This is a genomic window from Microbacterium sp. UMB0228, from assembly GCF_002871415.1.
Taxonomy (GTDB): domain Bacteria; phylum Actinomycetota; class Actinomycetes; order Actinomycetales; family Microbacteriaceae; genus Microbacterium.
Genome location: NZ_PNFU01000001.1, coordinates 595,245 through 611,452 on the forward strand (window position 1 = coordinate 595,245; position 16,208 = coordinate 611,452).

Here is a 16,208-nt window from a genome sequence, read left to right on the forward strand (position 1 = left end):
GGTATCGCGCCGACGACGGTGTCCCGTCCCGCATGACGGGCATCAGTAGGCTGGGGGCATGGTGCTCGATCTGACCGCGTCCTCCGCCGACATCACCCGCGCGATCTGCGACGTCCCGAGTGTTTCCGGCGACGAGAAGACACTGGCCGACCTGATCGAGGAGGCCGTGTCCGGTCTGCCGCACCTGGAGGTCATCCGGCACGGCAACACGGTCGTCGCCCGCACGGATCTCGGTCGGGCGCAGCGCGTCGCGATCGCCGGGCACATCGACACCGTGCCCCTCAACGACAATCTGCCCACGCGCGACATCGAGATCGACGGCGTGCCGTATCTGTGGGGTCGCGGCACCGTCGACATGAAAGCCGGGGTCGCGGTGCAGCTCAAGCTGGCCGCCGAGCTCACCGACCCCGCGATCGACGTGACCTGGATGTGGTACGACAACGAGGAGGTCGCGGCCTCCCTGAACGGCCTCGGGCTTCTCGCCGCCGCGCGTCCCGACCTGTTCCAGGCCGATTTCGCCATCCTCGGGGAACCGTCGAACGGCCAGGTCGAGGGCGGGTGCAACGGCACGCTGCGAGCGATCGTGCGGACCACGGGCGTCCGCGCGCACAGCGCCAGGGCCTGGATCGGTGAGAACGCGATCCATCGCGCGGCGCCCATCCTCACCCGGCTATCCGAGTACCGGGCCCGGGAGGTGCTGGTGGAGGGCCTGCTCTATCGGGAGGGGCTCAGTGCGGTCCGCATCGCGGGTGGAGTCGCGGGCAACGTCATCCCGGACGCCTGCGAGGTCGAGGTCAACTACCGCTTCGCGCCGAACAAGTCCGCGGCCGACGCCGAGGCCCACGTCCGGGCGGTCCTCGCCGGCTTCGACGTCGAGATCACGGATGCCGCCGAGGGCGCCCGCCCCGGGCTGGACGCCGACATCGCGCGCCGGTTCGTCGCGGCGGTTGGCGCGGAGCCGCAGCCGAAGTACGGATGGACCGACGTGGCGCGCTTCTCGGCCCTCGGCATCCCGGCCGTGAACTACGGGCCCGGTGACCCGCATCTCGCCCATCACGACGAGGAGCGTGTGCCGCTCGCCCAGATCGACGCCGTCGAGCGGGGTCTGCGCGCATGGCTCACGTCGCACTGACGCTCGCACGGCGCTGGGCGCGGATGCCGCTGGCTCTGCGCATCGGCATCATCTACGTCCTCGCACGGGTCGTGACGACCGGATTCCTCATCGCCGCGGCCTCCCTGTCCACGGTATTCTCGCGCTTCGGCGGCGACGCCGGTCTCGTGGACTTCGTCCTCGGATGGGATGCCCAGTGGTACTGGCAGGTGGCGGTGCACGGCTATCCCGCCGACCTCCCGCTGACCGACGACGGGGAGGTGGCCGAGAACGCGTGGGCCTTCATGCCCGTGTTCGCGTACGCCGCGAAGGCGCTGGGCTTCCTGTTCGGCTCCTGGGGCGCCGGAGCGCTCGTGCTCGCGCTCGTCGCCGGCTACCTGGCCTGTCTCGCCCTGCATCGTCTGCTCCGCGACCGCATCGGGAACGCGGCGGCGCTGTGGGCCGTCGTCTTCTTCGCCGCCGGCCCCCTGGGCGCCCTGTTCCAGGTCGGCTACGCGGAGACGCTCTTCCTGCTGCTGCTCTTCCTCGCGCTGGACGCGACGATCCGCCGGAACTACGCCTGGCTGTACGTGCTGATCCCGGTGCTGGGGTTCACTCGCCCCGGAGTGCTCGCCTTCGCCCTGTACCTCGGCCTGCACGGGATCCTCCGCTGGACGCACCGTCGCACGGATCCGCTCGGGGGCAGGGAGGTCGTGCACATCGTCGCCCTCGGCGCACTGGCGACGGCGACCGGGTTCGCGTGGCAGGTGATCGCCGGTGTCGTGACCGGGGACCCCGGCGCCTACCTCGCCACCGAGCTCGCCTGGCGCCGGCACTGGGTCACCGGGGGCGTCGAGGGGTTCGTGCCCTTCGAGGGCTGGGTGCAGGCATCGCAGTTCTGGTTCGAGCTGTGGGGCCTGCCGGCCGGCTGGGGGCCGGTCGCGCTCATCGTGCTCGTGGTCGCGGCGGCCGCCGCGCTGCTGCTGTCCCCGCAGGTGCGGGCGCTCGGCCCCGACCTCCGTCTCTGGAGCGCGAGCTACCTGCTCTACCTGCTCGCGGTGTTCTTCCCGCAGTCGAGCACGTTCCGCCTGCTGCTGCCCCTCAGCCCGGCGTGGGGTGCGGTCGCGGTGCCCCGGTCACGAACCTGGCGCCTGGGGGTGCTGGCGCTGTGCCTCGTCGGCCAGTGGGTGTGGATCTACCACGTGTATGCCCTCGGCAGTACGTTCTGGCAGGTGCCCTGACGACGCGGGGGAGCGGATTGTGTCCCCGTGACGTCCACGGCGCGGTCGCACCCGATAAACTCGTCCCATACCACCGGAGGAAAGGGAGCCACGATGGCAGCGATGAAGCCGAGGACCGGAGACGGACCCATGGAGGCCGTGAAAGAGGGACGACTCATCATCGTGCGTGTTCCGCTCGAAGGAGGAGGCCGCCTGGTCGTCTCCGTGAACGACGCCGAGGCCAAGGAGCTTCACGACGTGCTCGGTGCCGTCGTGGCCCCGGCCTGATCGTACCTGGTCCGCTGCAGCGCGACCGAAGAGGGCGAGGGATCCGCGGATCCCTCGCCCTCTTCGCGTCGGCGGACCCGGTCAGGCCCGGTCGTCGAGGCGGATCAGCTGCAGCAGGCCCTCGCCCGCGGGCGAGACCGTGGCCAGCACCGCCGAGGATTCCTGCGTCTCCTGGACGAGCGATCGGTAGGCGGAGGTGACGTCGTCGCGCTGGACAGGGTCGGCCACCCGGCCCCCGGCGAGGATGCGCGGCACGAGCACCAGGCCGCCGGTGCGGGCGAGGCGGAGACCATGCGAGACGTACTCGATGACGTTCTCGGGGTCGGCGTCGACGAGGACGATGTCGTACGACGCCTCGTTCATGCGGGGGAGCACGTCGATCGCGCGGCCGGCGATGAACCGCGCGCGGGTGGCGGGCACCTTCGCGTCCGCGAACGCCTGACGGGCGGCGGCGAGGTGCTCGGGCTCGTTGTCGATCGAGGTCAGCACCGCGTTCGGGGCCCCGCGCAGCAGCCAGAGTCCGGAGACACCGGCGCCGGTGCCGATCTCGACGATGGAGCGCGCCGTTCCGGCGGCGGCGAGCACGGCGATCTGCGAGCCGACGACCGCGCTGATCGGGGCCGCTCCGAGCTCCACGGCGTGGGCGCGAGCGCGGGCGATGGTCTCCGGCTCGACGATGGACTCGCGAAGGAAGCGCGCGTTGGCGTCGTGCTCGCTCATGACCTGCCTCTCCCTGCGTGCATGGCTGATGTGTCCAGGGTATTCGCTCACCGCGCGCAGAGCCCGCAGGCGCGGCGGTAGCCTGGTCACATGACGTTCGGCCTCACCTTCGAGAAGCTGCTGCTCATCGGCCTGATCGCGGTGCTGATCATCGGCCCCGAGCGTCTGCCGCGTGCCGCGGAGGCCTTCGCGAGCATCGTGCGCAAGGCCGGCGAGTACATCCGCGACACGAAGTCCCGTGTGCGCGAGGAGATGGGACCGGAACTCGACGACGTGGACTGGCGCAAGCTCGACCCGCGGCAGTACGACCCCCGGCGGATCATCCGCGACGCGCTCCTCGAGGAACCGGAGCCCGCGACCCCCGCGCAGGCGACGGCGACGATCGCCGAGCCGGTGGCCCCGCGCACCGCGCCGCCGAGCTTCAGCGCGGAGGACCGCCCGCCGTTCGACAGCGAGGCGACCTGAGCCGTCCGGTCAGGAGATCCGGGTCCGCAGGGTCGCCAGCTCCTCGTCGCTGAAGAGCGAGCGCGGGATGGCGGTGGCGACGGAGGCGTCGCGCACCTTGAAGATCACGGCGTCCCGTCCGACGCGGAGACTCTGGAACGTGGCGTAGGGGATCTCGGAACGACGACGATCGCTTCCCAGCTGCAGCCGATCCTCTTCGAGTGCGACCCACACGACGCTCTCCACCGGCATCGCGGCCCGCACGGCGCGACGGGCGCTCGAGGTGGTCAGGAGCACCGCGTAGGCGCCCAGTCCCACCGTGACCACGGGCATCCAGGCGACGATCGCGCTGACCTCGGCTCCCGTGGAGAGGAGGTCGTTGAGGGTGAAGACGGAGAGGGCGAGTCCCGCCGCCAGCGCGACCCACATCACGATCGCGACGGGACGGGTGAGCGCGTAGACGGCCGCGTCGCGCGCCATCCTCCGCAGCAGTCCCTCATCCACGGTCACGGAGCGGTGCGGCATCCGTCCATCCTCCCACGCGTGCTCATCCGATCGACAGGGGCAGCGAGCGGCCGGACAGGCCCCGGCCTCGCCGGGCGAGGGCGGCGGCCATCGTGCGGATCGCCTGCGCGGCGGCGTCGTCCGGCGCCGAGGTGACGACCGGGACGCCCTCGTCCCCGCCCTGGCGGAGCGCCGGGCTGAGCGGGATGGAGGCGAGCAGGGGGACCGGCGCGTCGGGCGCGGACAGGGCCTCCGCGACGGCCGCTCCGCCGCCCGCTCCGAAGAGGTCGATGACGGTGCCGTCGGGGAGGGTGTACGCGGACATGTTCTCGATCACGCCGATCACGCGCTGACCGGTCTGTCGGGCGACGAGTCCGCTGCGGATGGCCACGTCGGAGGCCGCCGCCTGCGGCGTGGTGACCACGAGCACCTCGGCGTGGGGGAGGAGCTGCCCGATCGAGATGGCGATGTCCCCGGTGCCGGGCGGCATGTCGATGAGCAGGACGTCGAGATCGCCGAAGAAGACGTCGGTGAGGAACTGCGAGACCGTGCGGTGCAGCATCGGTCCGCGCCAGGCCACGACGGACTCCCCGTCGCGCAGGAACATCCCGATCGAGATGGTCTTCACCCCGTGGGCCACCCGCGGCAGCATGAGGTCGTCGATGCGCGTCGGCTGCGTGCCGGCCGGGATGCCGAGCAGACCGGGGATCGAGAAGCCGTGCACGTCCGCATCCACCAGGCCGACGGCGAGGCCCTGATCGGCGAGGGCGACGGCGAGGTTCGCGGTGACCGTCGACTTCCCGACGCCGCCCTTGCCGCTGGAGACGAGGATCACGCGGGTGAGGGAGTCCGGCCCGAACGGCATGTGCCGGGCGGGGCGACCCGCGCGGAGCCGTTCGGTGAGGGCCTTGCGCTCGGCCGGGGTCATCACGCCCACCTCGACCTCGACGCCCGTGACCCCGGGGACCGCGGCCGCGGCACCGCGCACGTCGCGCTCGATGCGGTCGGCGGCGGGGCACCCCACGATCGTCAGCACGATGCCCACGTGCGCCACGCCGTCTTCGACCGTGATGTCGCGCACCATGTCGAGGTCGCCGATCGGCCGCCGCAGCTCGGGGTCGGTCACCGCCGCCACCGCGGCTCTGACGCTCTCGGCCGGGGTCATGAGGCGGTGCCGCCTGAGGGCTTCTCCTCGGCGTCGCCCAGCTCGGCCAGCAGGGCACGGAGCTCCTGCCGCAGCACGTCGCGGGTGACCACCTGCGCGTTGCGCTCCTCCAGCGACATCCGCAGCGCGACGATCTCGCGGGCGAGGTACTCGGTGTCGGCGAGGTTGCGCTCGGCGCGCTGCCGGTCCTGCTCGATCTGCACGCGGTCGCGGTCGTCCTGGCGGTTCTGCGCGAGGAGGATCAGCGGTGCGGCGTACGAGGCCTGCAGCGACAGCATGAGGGTGAGCGCCGTGAAGCCCAGCGCGGCGTCGTCGAAGCGCACCTCGCGGGGCATCAGCGTGTTCCAGCCGATCCAGAGGATGCAGAAGAGGCTGAGGATGACGAGGAACGCCGGCGTGCCCATGGCACGGGCGACCCATTCCGTGAAGCGTCCGAAGCGGTCGCGCGAGGTGGACCGGGGGCGGGTGCTCGTCCGTCCCGGCGCGTCGAGGCGGGCGGCCCGCTCCTTGCGTGCCATCAGCGCGCCTCCGTCACGGGCGGGGCGACGTCGTCGCTGTCGTGCGTGCGCCAGTCGTCCGGCAGCAGGTAGTCGAGGACATCGTCGATGCTGATCGCGCCGACGAGGCGGTGGGCCGCGTCGATCACGGGCAGGGAGACGAGGTCATAGCTGGCGAGCATGCGGGCGACCTCGGCGGCGGAGGCCGTGACGGGCACCGGCTCGAGGCTGTCGTCGAGGATGGCGCCGAGCCGCTCGTGCGGCGGATAGCGCAGCATCCGCTGGAAGTGCACGAGGCCGAGCAGCCGCCCGGTCGGCGTCTCGAACGGCGGGAGCGTCACGAACACCGCTGCCGCCAGGGCCGGGTGCAGCTCGTGGCGGCGGATGAGCGCCAGGGCCTCGGCGACCGTGGCGTCGGCGGACAGGATGATCGGCTCCGGGGTCATCAGACCGCCGGCCGTGTCGGGACCGTAGCGCAGCAGCATCCGCACGTCTTCCGCCTTCTCCGGCTCCATCCGCTGGAGCAGCTCCTCCAGCTGGGTGGGCGGAAGCTGGGCGAGGAGGTCGGCGGCGTCGTCCGGCTCCATCTGGTCGAGGATGTCGGCCGCGCGCTCCTCGCCGAGGCGGTCGAGGATGTGCACCTGCTCGTCCTCCGGCATCTCCTCGAGGGCGTCGGCGAGGCGATCGTCGGAGAGCTCCTCCGCGACCTCGATCATCCGCTGCTGCGGGAGGTCGAGGAGCGTGTTGGCGAGATCGGCGGCGTGCAGCTCGGAGTACGAGGCGACGAGCTGCTCGGCGGACTGCGACTCGCCCGGTGCGTGCTCCTCGGTGACCTCGCTCCAGGCCGCGAACGTCGTCGGGCCCTTGGCGAACGGCGACGCGCCGGTCTTCGGACGGCGCAGGAAGAGCTGACTGATCGCCCACTCGCCGAGACGGTTCGGCTCGATCGCCACGTCCTCGATCACCGCGGTGCCGCTGCCGTCGGTCAGACTCACCCGCCGGCCCAGCATCTCGGCGAGGACGCGCACCTCGCCGGCGCGGGGAGAGAAGCGCCGCACGTTGATGAGGCCGGTGGTGATGACCTGCCCGGACCGGATCGACGTGACCCGGCCGATCGAGAGGAACACATGGCGCCGGCCGGGGATCTCCACGACCAGTCCGATCACGCGCGGGGCCGCGGTACTTCGATACACGACGACGACGTCCCGGACCTTGCCGAGCCGGTCGCCGACGGGATCGAAGACGGCGCACCCTGCCAGGCGCGCGGCGAAAACCCGTTGTGTGCTCACCCGACCAGCGTAGCCCGCGGCGTGCCGGGGCGGCTGTCGGGGCGGTCGCTCGGCCGGCCGCGAGGCACGACGTGGAAGAATAGCCGGATGAGCATGCTGAATCGCCCCGCGAGCGGCACGGACACCGGTGAGATCGTCGCCTCCATGCGCGACTACGAGAGCGCGCAGAAGGCGGTGTCGAAGCTGATCGCCGGAGAGGTCCCTGCGCGCGACATCGCGATCGTCGGGCAGAGCGTGCGGACGGTCGAGCGGGTGACCGGACGGCTCGGCTACGCCGCGGCCGCGCGCTCGGGCGCGATCAACGGGGTGCTCATCGGCCTCTTCCTGTCGGCGATCCTCGTCCTGGGCAACCCCGAGGTGCCGATCCAGCTGTTCGTCGGCTTCGTCCTCATCGGCGTCGCGGTGGGCATGCTGCTGAGCCTCATCACCTACGCCATCGTGCGTCGCCGCCGTGACTTCGCGAGTGTGACGCAGTTCGCCGCGGATCACTACGAGGTGACCGTGCAGCCAGGGTCGCTGGCGAAGGCGCGGCAGGTCCTCGGCGCGCAGCGGGTCGCCCCCGTGCGTCCTCCGGTGAACCTGGACGAGCCGCCGAAGTACGGCGAGCGGATCCCGCAGGGCGCTCCTGCTCCGGCCCCTGAGCCGGCTCCCGCTCCTGCCCCTGAGCCGACTCCTGAGCCCGGCCCGGCTCCTGCTCCGGCCCCTGAGCCTGCTCCTGAGCCCGGCCCGGCTCCTGAGCCTGCTCCCGCTCCTGAGCCCGGTCTTCCGCCGCGGCCCGCCGACCCGGAGACCGGCACCCCCGGATCCGTGCGGTGACCCTGGAGCCCTCCGCCGTCCGGATCGAGGTCGCCCTGCCCTCAGGTGCGACCCCGGTGTCCGCCGACTGGACGCCGGGCACCCGCGATGACGTCGTGCTGATCGCCCACGGGGCCGGAGCGGGGAAGGACCACCCGTTCCTTGTCGGCTTCGACCGGGCCCTCGCCGCGCTCGGCTTCTCGACGCTGCGTTTCTCCTTCCCGTACGCCGAGCAGGGGCGCCGCATGCCCGGTCCCGCGGCCCACGCGGTCGCGACGTGGGGAGCCGCGGTCGCCGAAGCCCGTGCACGGGCGCCGCATGCGGCCGTGTGGGCGACCGGGAAGTCCTACGGCGGGCGCATGGCGTCCCTGGCCGTCGCGGAGGGGCTCGTCGTGGACGGCCTCGTCTACCTCGGCTACCCGCTCCACCCGCCGGGGCGTCCGGACAAGCCGCGGATCGCCCATCTCCCCTCGATCACCGTCCCGCAGCTCTTCGTGGAGGGCACCGCGGACCCGTTCATCCAGCCGACCGCCCAGCTCGAGGAGGCCGTCGCGTCCTGTCACGACGCGCGGGTGCACTGGGTCGAGGGTGGCGGCCACTCCTTCGAGGTGAAGGGCCGGCGGCGACCACCGGCGGACGTCGCCGCGGACCTGGCGCCCGTGGTCGACGCCTTCGTCAGCGCGCTGCGGTGAGGAGCGGGGCCGCGGCCCCGCTCCCTCCCGTCGTCAGCCCTGCAGGCGCGCCATCCAGGCCTCGACCTCGTCGGCCGTGCGCGGGATGTCCGCGGAGAGGTTGACCGGGCCGTCCTCGGTCATCAGGATGTCGTCCTCGATCCGGACGCCGATGCCGCGCAGCTCGGCGGGCACTGTGAGGTCGTCGATCTGGAAGTACAGCCCCGGCTCGATGGTGAAGACCATGCCCGGCGTGAGGATGCCGTCGTAGTACATCTCGCGGCGCGCCTGCGCGCAGTCGTGCACGTCGATGCCGAGGTGGTGCGACGTGCCGTGCACCATGTAGCGCCGGTGCTGGCCGCCCCTGTCCGCGTCCAGGGCCTCCTCGGCGGTGACCGGGAGCAGGCCCCACTCTGCGGTGCGCTCGGCGATCACGGCCATCGCCGCGGCGTGCACGTCACGGAAGCGGACACCGACCTTCGCCGCCGCGAAAGCCGCGTCGGCGGCCTCGCGCACGGTCTCGTAGACGCGGCGCTGCACGTCCGTGAAGGTCCCGGACACCGGCAGCGTGCGGGTGATGTCGGCGGTGTAGAGGCTGTCCGCCTCCACGCCCGCGTCGACGAGGATGAGGTCTCCCGGCACGACCGTGCCGTCGTTGCGCGTCCAGTGCAGGTAGCACGCGTGCGGCCCGGACGCGGCGATCGTGTCGTAGCCCTCGCCGTTGCCGTCCTCGCGGGCGCGGCGGTGGAAGACGCCCTCGACGACGCGCTCGCCCCGGGCGTGCGCGACCGCGGCCGGGAGCTCACGGATGATGTCGTCGAAGCCCTGCGCCGTGATCGCCACGGCCCGGCGCATCTCGGCGATCTCGAAGTCGTCCTTGATGAGGCGCAGCTCGGAGACGAAACGCGTGAGGGCCTCGTCCTCGTCGAGGACGAGCTCGCCGTCGACCGGGGCGAACTCGTGCAGGTGCGCCGTGGCCACCTGCAGGTCGGCGGCGACGCCGGCCAGCGACGGGCGCGGGCCGATCCAGAACTCGCCGACGGTGGCGTCGGCGTAGAACTCGGTCGTGGTGCGGTCGGCGCGCTCGCGGAAGTACAGGGTGATGTCGTGTCCGTCGGACGTCGGCTCGAAGACGAGCACCGAGTCCGGCTCCGCGTCGGAGGCCCAGCCGGTGAGGTGCGCGAAGGCGGAGTGCGCGCGGAAGACGTAGTCGGTGTCGTTGCTGCGCTGCTTGAGCGAGCCGGCGGGGATCACGAGGCGCTTGCCCGGGAACGCGGCCGAGACGGCGGCGCGGCGGCGCTCGGCGTACGGAGCCTGGGCGCGCGGCGCGGGCAGCGTCTCCGGACGCTCGGCCCAGCCGGTGGAGATGGTGTCGAGGAAGCCCTGCGGGAAGGGCTGCTTGCGGTTGGTCGAGCTGTTCTCGACGGGGGCTTCGACGGTCTCGTCAGCGATCGTGTCGTTTTCTCCGGTGCTCATCCGTCCAGTCTCTCACCTGGAGCCCCCTGGCGTGATCAGCCGGCCGGCTCGAGCTGCACGATGAGGGCGCGATGATCGCTGCCCCCGGCGTCGTCGAGCACGGCGGAGCCCGTGGGGCGCCAGTTGGCCGACGCCATCACGTGGTCGATGGGGGCGCCGGCGAGGGCGGGGACCGAGCTCGGCCAGGTGCCGGACATCCCGTTGCCGGTCCGGGAGGCGACGTCGCGGCAGTACCCGATGTCGCCGCCGTCGATGCCGAGGGAGGCCATGTGATCCACGGTCGCGTTGAAGTCGCCGGCGAGGATGAAGTCACCTGCGGGGCACTGGTCGGCGATCCACTGCAGGTCGCTCTGCCACTGCTGCATCTCCTCCATGCGCGGCGCGACGGCATGCACGGCGACGATGGTGGGGCCATCGCCGTCGATGGGCATGAGCACGGCGCTGGGCACGGATCCGGTGTTGTTGCTCCCGTCCTTCGACGACTCGATGACGGAGTACTCGCCGACCTCCGGAGCCACGAGCACGGTGGTCTGCCACGACTGCGGACCGTCCTCCACGTCCGGGCGGAACTGCACGTGGTGCACCCACATGGGATGCCCCTGCTCGCGCAGCATGAGCGCGATCCGCTCGCCGACCTCCTCGGTGGTTTCGGGCAGCGCCACCACGTCGGCTTCCTGCTCCAGGATCTCCCGGGCGATCTGCTCGGCGGAGACGGCCTCACCCGCCGTGTTCCAGGTGAGCACCCGCAGGCTCGTGTCGGTCCGCTCGGGGAGGGCGGCCACGCCGAACCCCCGCGTCGCCCCGATCACGCCGGTCGCGCCGGCACCGAGCAGCGCGACGATCAGGATGGACGCCGCGAAGCCCCGCAGCGGCCGGGCGAGCAGGAGCAGCAGCGCCAGCACCGCGATGACCAGGAAGCCGCCGAGCACGAGGCCGCGGGCGGCGACGAGCTGAGCGAACGGGTAGGTCTGCTCGAGGCGGAAGAACTGCGGCCACACGACGACCGCCGTCGCGATCGCGAACAGGACGGTCAGCAGGATCCCCAGGAGTCGAAACATCTCGTCCAGCCTAGAAGCGCCGCCTGTGAAGTCCCTGCCTCAGGACCGGCTCGTCGCCGCGATCGGTGTCCGGGATTCCGCGCCACGCGCGTCGGCGCTCGGTACGCTCGGAGGATGCCCGTTCCGCCCGCCGGTCCCGCCGACCTGCACCTGCATTCCAACCACTCCGACGGCACCGAGGCGCCCGCCGAGGTCATGAGACAGGCGCATCGGCACGGGGTGCGGACCGCGGCGCTCACGGATCACGACCGCACCACCGGCTGGGCGGAGGCCGGCGACGCCGCCGTCGCCCTGGGCATGACCTTCCTCCCGGGCATGGAGCTCTCCGCCAAGCACGAATGGCGCAGCGTGCACGTGCTCGGCTACCTCTTCAATCCGGAGGATGCGGCGTTGCGGGCCGAGACCGACCGGATCCGGAACGACCGGATCGGGCGCGCGGAGCGCATCGTCCGCAACATCGGCCGCGACTACGACCTGCACTGGGACGACGTCCTCGCCCAGACGACGCTCGACGCGACGGTCGGCCGTCCCCACATCGCCGATGCCCTGGTGGCCCGCGGCATCGTGCGCGATCGGGGGGAGGCCTTCGACGGCATCCTGCACCCGCGGGAGGGCTATTACGAGCCCCACTACGCGCCGGACCCGCTGACCGCCGTGCGACTGCTCAGCGAGGCGGGAGGCGTGGCGATCATCGCGCATCCCGTGACGGCGGGCCGTGATCGGATGATGCCGATGCCGTACATCGAGCGGCTGCTCGACGCGGGGCTGGCCGGGTTCGAGGTGGACCACCGAGAGAACACGGCCGCCGGCAAGCGGCTCCTTCGCGAGCTCGCGGAACGACACGACCTCATCGTCACCGGGTCCAGTGACTACCACGGCACGGGCAAGCCCAACGTGCCGGGGGAGAACACCACCGCGGAGGCCATGGTGGCCCGCATCATCGACCGCGCCACGGGCACCCCGCCGCGGCGTCCCTGAGCCCGGCGGACTGTCGGCGGTCTCCCGGCGTTCTGTCGACCCCGACCGCTACGGTCCGACGCATGCAACGTGCCACCTCCCTGGAGCGCCGCGTCGATGCGGCCGCCCGCCGTCTCCTCCGTGCGGTGCCGACGACGGGCTTCCGCGCCGGGCTCGCCGAGTTCGTCGTGTTCGTGCTCAAGCAGGCGTGGGCGTGCGTGTTCGGCGCGGCGCTCCTGGTGGTGATCATCGCGGCCCGCCTCTGGTATCCCGCCGACGCGGCCCTCGCCCGCAACGACGCCCTGACGATCGCGGCTGTCCTGATCCAGGTGGCGATGCTCGTGTTCCGGCTGGAGAGCGGACGGGAGCTCTGGGTGATCGTGCTCTTCCACATCACGGGGACCGCGATGGAGCTGTTCAAGACCGACGTCGGCTCCTGGGCGTACGCCGCGGACGGCATCCTGCGCATCGGCGGTGTCCCGCTGTTCAGCGGCTTCATGTACGCCGCGGTCGGCTCGTACATGGTGCGGGTGTACCGGCTGTTCGACCTCGGGTTCACCCGCTATCCGCGGCGGTGGATGACGGCCGTGCTGGCCGCGGCGATCTACGTGAACTTCTTCACCCACCACTGGTGGTGGGACGCGCGGTGGGTGCTCCTCGCCGCCGTGGTCGTGCTCTGGCTGCCCACGATCCTGCACGCGCGCGTGTGGCGCCGCACCATTCGCCTTCCGCTCCTGGTCGTGTTCACCGGCGTCGCGGTGTTCATCTACCTCGCCGAGAACATCGGCACGTGGGCGGGCGCCTGGGCCTACCCGGACCAGGCGGAGGGATGGCAGCCGGTGTCGCTGAGCAAGCTCAGCTCCTGGTTCCTGCTGATGATCATCTCGGTCGTGCTCGTCGCCTGGGTCTACCCGCCGCAGGTCCCGGCCGCGCTCCTGCAGAACGAGGGGCGCCGCACGGAAGACCGTGCGGCGCCCCTCGGACGACGATGATGCGGATCAGGCGCCCGTGACGGGTGCCGCTCCGGTGCCGGAGCCGCCGCGACGACGGCGCCGGCGCCGCGCGGGAGCGGGCTTGCCGTCGTGGTGCTCCTTGCCGGCGCCGTCGTGCGTGCCGGCGCCCTCGGCGCCCCGGTCGGCGGCCTGCGCGGTCGAGCCCTCGGCGGACCCGCCCTCGGCCGCCCCTTCGGCGAAGGTCGAGCCGACGGGCGTGGAACCCGTGCGGCGGCGGCGACGGCGGCGCGTGCCGCCCTCCCCGGTCCCTTCCGCGGCGGCGTCGGCAGCGCGCTCCGGGCGGCGGGAGCGCTCGGTCTTGACCGCCTCCTTCTTTGGCGCGCTCACGAGCCGGCCCTTCGTCCCCTCGGGGATGTCGAGGTCGGTGTAGAGGTGCGGGCTCGAGGAGTAGGTCTCGATGGGCTCGGGCTGGCCGAACTCGAGGGCGCGGTTGATGAGGGCCCACTTGTGCAGGTCCTCCCAGTCGACGAACGTGACGGCGATGCCGGTCTTCCCCGCGCGGCCGGTGCGTCCGGCGCGGTGCAGGTAGGTCTTCTCCTCGTCGGGGATCGTGTGGTTGATGACGTGCGTGACGTCGTCCACATCGATACCGCGCGCGGCCACATCCGTCGCCACGAGCACGTCCTTTTTGCCGGCCTTGAACGCGGCCATGGAGCGCTCACGCTGGTCCTGGCCCATGTCGCCGTGCACGCCGCCCACGTTGAAGCCGCGGTCGGTGAGTTCGTCGACGAGGCGCTGGGCCGCGCGCTTGGTCCGCGTGAAGATCACGGTCTTGCCGCGCCCCTCGGCCTGCAGGATGCGCGCGATGACCTCGTCCTTGTCGAGCGAGTGCGCGCGGTAGACGAGGTGCTTGATGTTCGCCTGCGTCAGACCCTCGTCCGGGTCGTTCGCGCGGATGTGGATGGGGTTGGTCATGAACCGCCGCGCGAGCGCGACGATCGGGCCGGGCATGGTCGCGGAGAACAGCTGGGTGTGCCGCACCGCCGGCACCTTCTGGAAGATCTTCTCGATGTCGGCGAGGAAGCCGAGATCGAGCATCTTGTCGGCCTCGTCGAGCACGACCTCGGTCGCGTTCGAGAGATCGAGCAGGCGCTGGCCGGCGAGGTCGATGAGACGACCCGGCGTGCCGACGACGATCTGCGCGCCGGCCTTGAGCTGATCGATCTGCCCCTCGTAGGCCTTGCCGCCGTAGATGGCGACGACGCTCGTGGAGCGGTTGCTCGTGAGGAGGTCGATGTCCTCGTAGACCTGCACTGCGAGCTCGCGGGTGGGGACGACGATGAGGGCCTTGACGCCCGGCTCCGGGTCTTTCCCGAGTCGCTGCACGACCGGGATGCCGAAGCCGAACGTCTTGCCGGTACCGGTCTTGGCCTGCCCGATGATGTCCTGGCCGGGGAGGCCGAGGGGAATGGTCTGCTCCTGGATCGGGAAGGCATCGACGATGCCCTTCGCTGCCAGTGCGTCGACGATGTCCTGATCGATGCCGAGTTCGGCGAAACTTGTCACTGTGTTCAGATGCCTGTCCGGCGACCTCGCGATCGCCTCGTAAACGGAGCCACGCCGTCTCGTGTGCCACAGGCGCGGGGCCCCGCTCCGACGGCGGGGACACGCCCAGCCTACCGGAGGGGTGGCTCCGGACAGGGAGGACGCCGTCGCCCGAGTATTGTGAACGACGTGGCCGACTCGGGAGGAACACCTCGTGGTTAAGTGGTTCTGGCAGCGCGATGCCGCGCCGCGACGCACCCTGGCGCTGCGAAGCCGCGGCGAGCAGAGCGATGCGACGCGTGTCGACTTCGCGGAGCTGGCGCCCGAGCTCGACCGGTTCCTCGGCCAGGCGGCCTACCTCCAGCTCGGGTACTTCGAGACGCTGACGCGGCTCATCCGCGCGACTCCCGAGCTGGCCGAGAAGGAGTCGCTGTCCCGGGCCGCCGGTGCCGCGCTCACCAAGCACCGGGGCATCGTCGACATCATCGCGGCACGCGGCCAGGACCCGACGCAGCTCATGCTCCCGTTCCGTGAGCACCTGGACGCGTTCCGGCGCAAGACCATCGGGGCGCGCCCGCGCGAGACCCTGCTCGCGGTCTACATCACGGCGGGCATGCTCGACGACTTCTACCTCGCGCTCGCCTCGAGCTACGGCGAGACGGGGCGGCGGGTTGCCGAGATCTTGCGCGAGGACGATGCGCGCCACGAGATCGTCGCGATCATCCAGGAGACGATCGAGAGCGACGAGGAGTGGCGCTCGCTGCTGTCCATGTGGGCACGGCGCCTCGTGGGGGACACCATCCTCGTCTGTCGTGCGGCCCTGCGGCCGGAGCTCCTCGCCGTGGAGGAGGCCCGCATCGAGCCGGTGTACACCGAGCTCATGGGAGCGCACGCCCGCCGCATGGATGCGATGGGCCTCGCGTCCTAGGTCAGATCCCGAGCGCCGCTCGCCTTTGCGCGTCGCCGCGTCGACGCCCTGCGGTGAGAGCCGCGGTCGCCAGCGCCGCGACGACCACCGCGCCGAGGATGCTCGCGAGCCACAGCCAGACGCTGTCCTCGCCCACGCCGGCCCATTGCATGCTCGTGTAGACGATCGCCGAGACGGCCGTCGCGATCGCCGGGGCGAGGGCGACGCCCCGCAGCTCGCGACCGCCGATCAGGAAGTGTGCGGCGATCCCGAGCACGCAGGCGCCGACGAGGGCGAGGAGGATGTACATGCGCGGGTCAGGCGACGAAGCCCACGCGACGCGACTCCTCGGTGCCCAGCTCGATGTAGGCGAGGTTCGCGGTCGGCACGATGTAGGAGTTGCCCTTCACGTCGGCGAAGCTCAGGTGCGAGGCGCTCTGCTCGAGTGCCGCGGAGACCTGGGTGCGGACCTCGTCCGCCGTGGCAGCGGTGTCGAAGCTCAGCTCGCGGCCGGTGTTGATGATGCCGATGCGGATTTCCACGGGTGCTCCTTGCAGGTCGTCGGACTCGCCCAACTCTATCGCGCAGCCGGTGGCGGAGACCGGTGACGGGGGCCGTTTCGCCCTGAG

The 16,208-nt window shown here is 71.7% G+C and carries 19 protein-coding genes; 9 read left to right on the forward strand and 10 right to left on the reverse strand.

From position 1 onward, the window contains the following. Positions 1 to 58: 58 nt before the first annotated feature. The 3 genes from dapE to CJ226_RS02955 all read left to right on the forward strand — a co-directional run bounded on the left by dapE (position 59) and on the right by CJ226_RS02955 (position 2,598). Positions 59 to 1,132, forward strand: a complete 1,074-nt coding sequence (gene dapE, locus CJ226_RS02945; RefSeq protein ID WP_025102957.1) for a succinyl-diaminopimelate desuccinylase — start codon at positions 59 to 61, stop codon at positions 1,130 to 1,132. Next, on the forward strand, positions 1,114 to 2,331 hold the full coding sequence (locus tag CJ226_RS02950) for a hypothetical protein (protein ID WP_062633666.1): 1,218 nt from the start codon (positions 1,114 to 1,116) through the stop codon (positions 2,329 to 2,331). The genes dapE and CJ226_RS02950 overlap by 19 nt, the downstream gene beginning before the upstream one ends. 93 nt (positions 2,332 to 2,424) lie before the next feature. After that, the gene (locus CJ226_RS02955) at positions 2,425 to 2,598 is read left to right on the forward strand and encodes a DUF3117 domain-containing protein (protein WP_071328210.1); all 174 of its coding nucleotides are present in this window, start codon (positions 2,425 to 2,427) and stop codon (positions 2,596 to 2,598) included. An 81-nt stretch (positions 2,599 to 2,679) separates the two neighbouring features. On the opposite strand, the gene CJ226_RS02960 is transcribed toward CJ226_RS02955, so the two are convergent. Further along, entirely contained in the window at positions 2,680 to 3,318 is a 639-nt protein-coding gene (locus tag CJ226_RS02960) for an O-methyltransferase (protein WP_025102959.1), read from the reverse strand. Positions 3,319 to 3,408: 90 nt separating this feature from the next. On the opposite strand from CJ226_RS02960, the gene CJ226_RS02965 reads away from it, so the two are divergent. Beyond that, a complete protein-coding gene (locus CJ226_RS02965; RefSeq protein WP_102208260.1) occupies positions 3,409 to 3,783 on the forward strand; it encodes a twin-arginine translocase TatA/TatE family subunit in 375 nt (124 codons plus the stop codon). Between the two features lie 9 nt (positions 3,784 to 3,792). Here the strand turns inward: CJ226_RS02965 and CJ226_RS02970 are convergent, their stop codons facing one another. The 4 genes from CJ226_RS02970 to CJ226_RS02985 are packed head-to-tail and all read right to left on the reverse strand — an operon-like array spanning position 3,793 to position 7,217. Next, a complete protein-coding gene (locus CJ226_RS02970) occupies positions 3,793 to 4,287 on the reverse strand; it encodes a YcxB family protein (protein WP_102208261.1) in 495 nt (164 codons plus the stop codon). A gap of 22 nt (positions 4,288 to 4,309) precedes the next feature. Further along, the gene (locus tag CJ226_RS02975; RefSeq protein ID WP_102208262.1) at positions 4,310 to 5,431 is read right to left on the reverse strand and encodes an Mrp/NBP35 family ATP-binding protein; all 1,122 of its coding nucleotides are present in this window, start codon (positions 5,429 to 5,431) and stop codon (positions 4,310 to 4,312) included. Next, complete coding sequence (locus CJ226_RS02980; protein WP_102208263.1) at positions 5,428 to 5,949, reverse strand: DUF1003 domain-containing protein; 522 nt, start codon at positions 5,947 to 5,949, stop codon at positions 5,428 to 5,430. The genes CJ226_RS02975 and CJ226_RS02980 overlap by 4 nt, the downstream gene beginning before the upstream one ends. Continuing rightward, on the reverse strand, positions 5,949 to 7,217 hold the full coding sequence (locus CJ226_RS02985; RefSeq protein WP_025102964.1) for a magnesium transporter MgtE N-terminal domain-containing protein: 1,269 nt from the start codon (positions 7,215 to 7,217) through the stop codon (positions 5,949 to 5,951). Before CJ226_RS02985 ends, CJ226_RS02980 begins: the two co-directional genes overlap by 1 nt. Before the next feature lie 87 nt (positions 7,218 to 7,304). On the opposite strand from CJ226_RS02985, the gene CJ226_RS02990 reads away from it, so the two are divergent. Both CJ226_RS02990 and CJ226_RS02995 read left to right on the forward strand, forming a co-directional pair. Next, entirely contained in the window at positions 7,305 to 8,033 is a 729-nt protein-coding gene (locus CJ226_RS02990; RefSeq protein WP_062633670.1) for a general stress protein, read from the forward strand. After that, positions 8,030 to 8,704 carry an alpha/beta family hydrolase gene (locus CJ226_RS02995; protein ID WP_102208264.1) on the forward strand — a complete coding sequence of 225 codons (675 nt, stop codon included), beginning with the start codon at positions 8,030 to 8,032 and terminating at the stop codon, positions 8,702 to 8,704. Before CJ226_RS02990 ends, CJ226_RS02995 begins: the two co-directional genes overlap by 4 nt. 33 nt (positions 8,705 to 8,737) lie before the next feature. Here the strand turns inward: CJ226_RS02995 and CJ226_RS03000 are convergent, their stop codons facing one another. Together CJ226_RS03000 and CJ226_RS03005 are read right to left on the reverse strand one after the other, a co-directional pair. Further along, entirely contained in the window at positions 8,738 to 10,159 is a 1,422-nt protein-coding gene (locus tag CJ226_RS03000; RefSeq protein WP_102208265.1) for an aminopeptidase P family protein, read from the reverse strand. A 35-nt stretch (positions 10,160 to 10,194) separates the two neighbouring features. Further along, positions 10,195 to 11,217 carry an endonuclease/exonuclease/phosphatase family protein gene (locus tag CJ226_RS03005; RefSeq protein WP_102208266.1) on the reverse strand — a complete coding sequence of 341 codons (1,023 nt, stop codon included), beginning with the start codon at positions 11,215 to 11,217 and terminating at the stop codon, positions 10,195 to 10,197. A 114-nt stretch (positions 11,218 to 11,331) separates the two neighbouring features. Between CJ226_RS03005 and CJ226_RS03010 the strand changes: the two genes are divergently transcribed. Both CJ226_RS03010 and CJ226_RS03015 read left to right on the forward strand, forming a co-directional pair. After that, positions 11,332 to 12,195 (forward strand): PHP domain-containing protein, encoded by an 864-nt coding sequence (locus CJ226_RS03010; RefSeq protein ID WP_102208267.1) that lies wholly within the window; start codon positions 11,332 to 11,334, stop codon positions 12,193 to 12,195. 62 nt (positions 12,196 to 12,257) lie between these two features. Next, entirely contained in the window at positions 12,258 to 13,166 is a 909-nt protein-coding gene (locus CJ226_RS03015) for a DUF817 domain-containing protein (protein ID WP_102208268.1), read from the forward strand. 6 nt (positions 13,167 to 13,172) lie between these two features. Here CJ226_RS03015 and CJ226_RS03020 read toward each other — a convergent pair whose 3' ends face one another. Then, positions 13,173 to 14,693: a DEAD/DEAH box helicase gene (locus tag CJ226_RS03020; RefSeq protein WP_062633681.1), complete on the reverse strand. Its 1,521-nt coding sequence runs from the start codon at positions 14,691 to 14,693 to the stop codon at positions 13,173 to 13,175. A gap of 193 nt (positions 14,694 to 14,886) precedes the next feature. Here CJ226_RS03020 and CJ226_RS03025 point away from each other — a divergent pair, with 193 nt between their 5' ends. After that, on the forward strand, positions 14,887 to 15,600 hold the full coding sequence (locus CJ226_RS03025) for a ferritin-like fold-containing protein (protein WP_060923156.1): 714 nt from the start codon (positions 14,887 to 14,889) through the stop codon (positions 15,598 to 15,600). Position 15,601: 1 nt separating this feature from the next. On the opposite strand, the gene CJ226_RS03030 is transcribed toward CJ226_RS03025, so the two are convergent. Both CJ226_RS03030 and CJ226_RS03035 read right to left on the reverse strand, forming a co-directional pair. Then, positions 15,602 to 15,889 carry a hypothetical protein gene (locus CJ226_RS03030; protein WP_102208269.1) on the reverse strand — a complete coding sequence of 96 codons (288 nt, stop codon included), beginning with the start codon at positions 15,887 to 15,889 and terminating at the stop codon, positions 15,602 to 15,604. Positions 15,890 to 15,896: 7 nt separating this feature from the next. Then, complete coding sequence (locus tag CJ226_RS03035; protein ID WP_025102974.1) at positions 15,897 to 16,121, reverse strand: DUF3107 domain-containing protein; 225 nt, start codon at positions 16,119 to 16,121, stop codon at positions 15,897 to 15,899. Between the last annotated feature and the right edge of the window lie 87 nt (positions 16,122 to 16,208).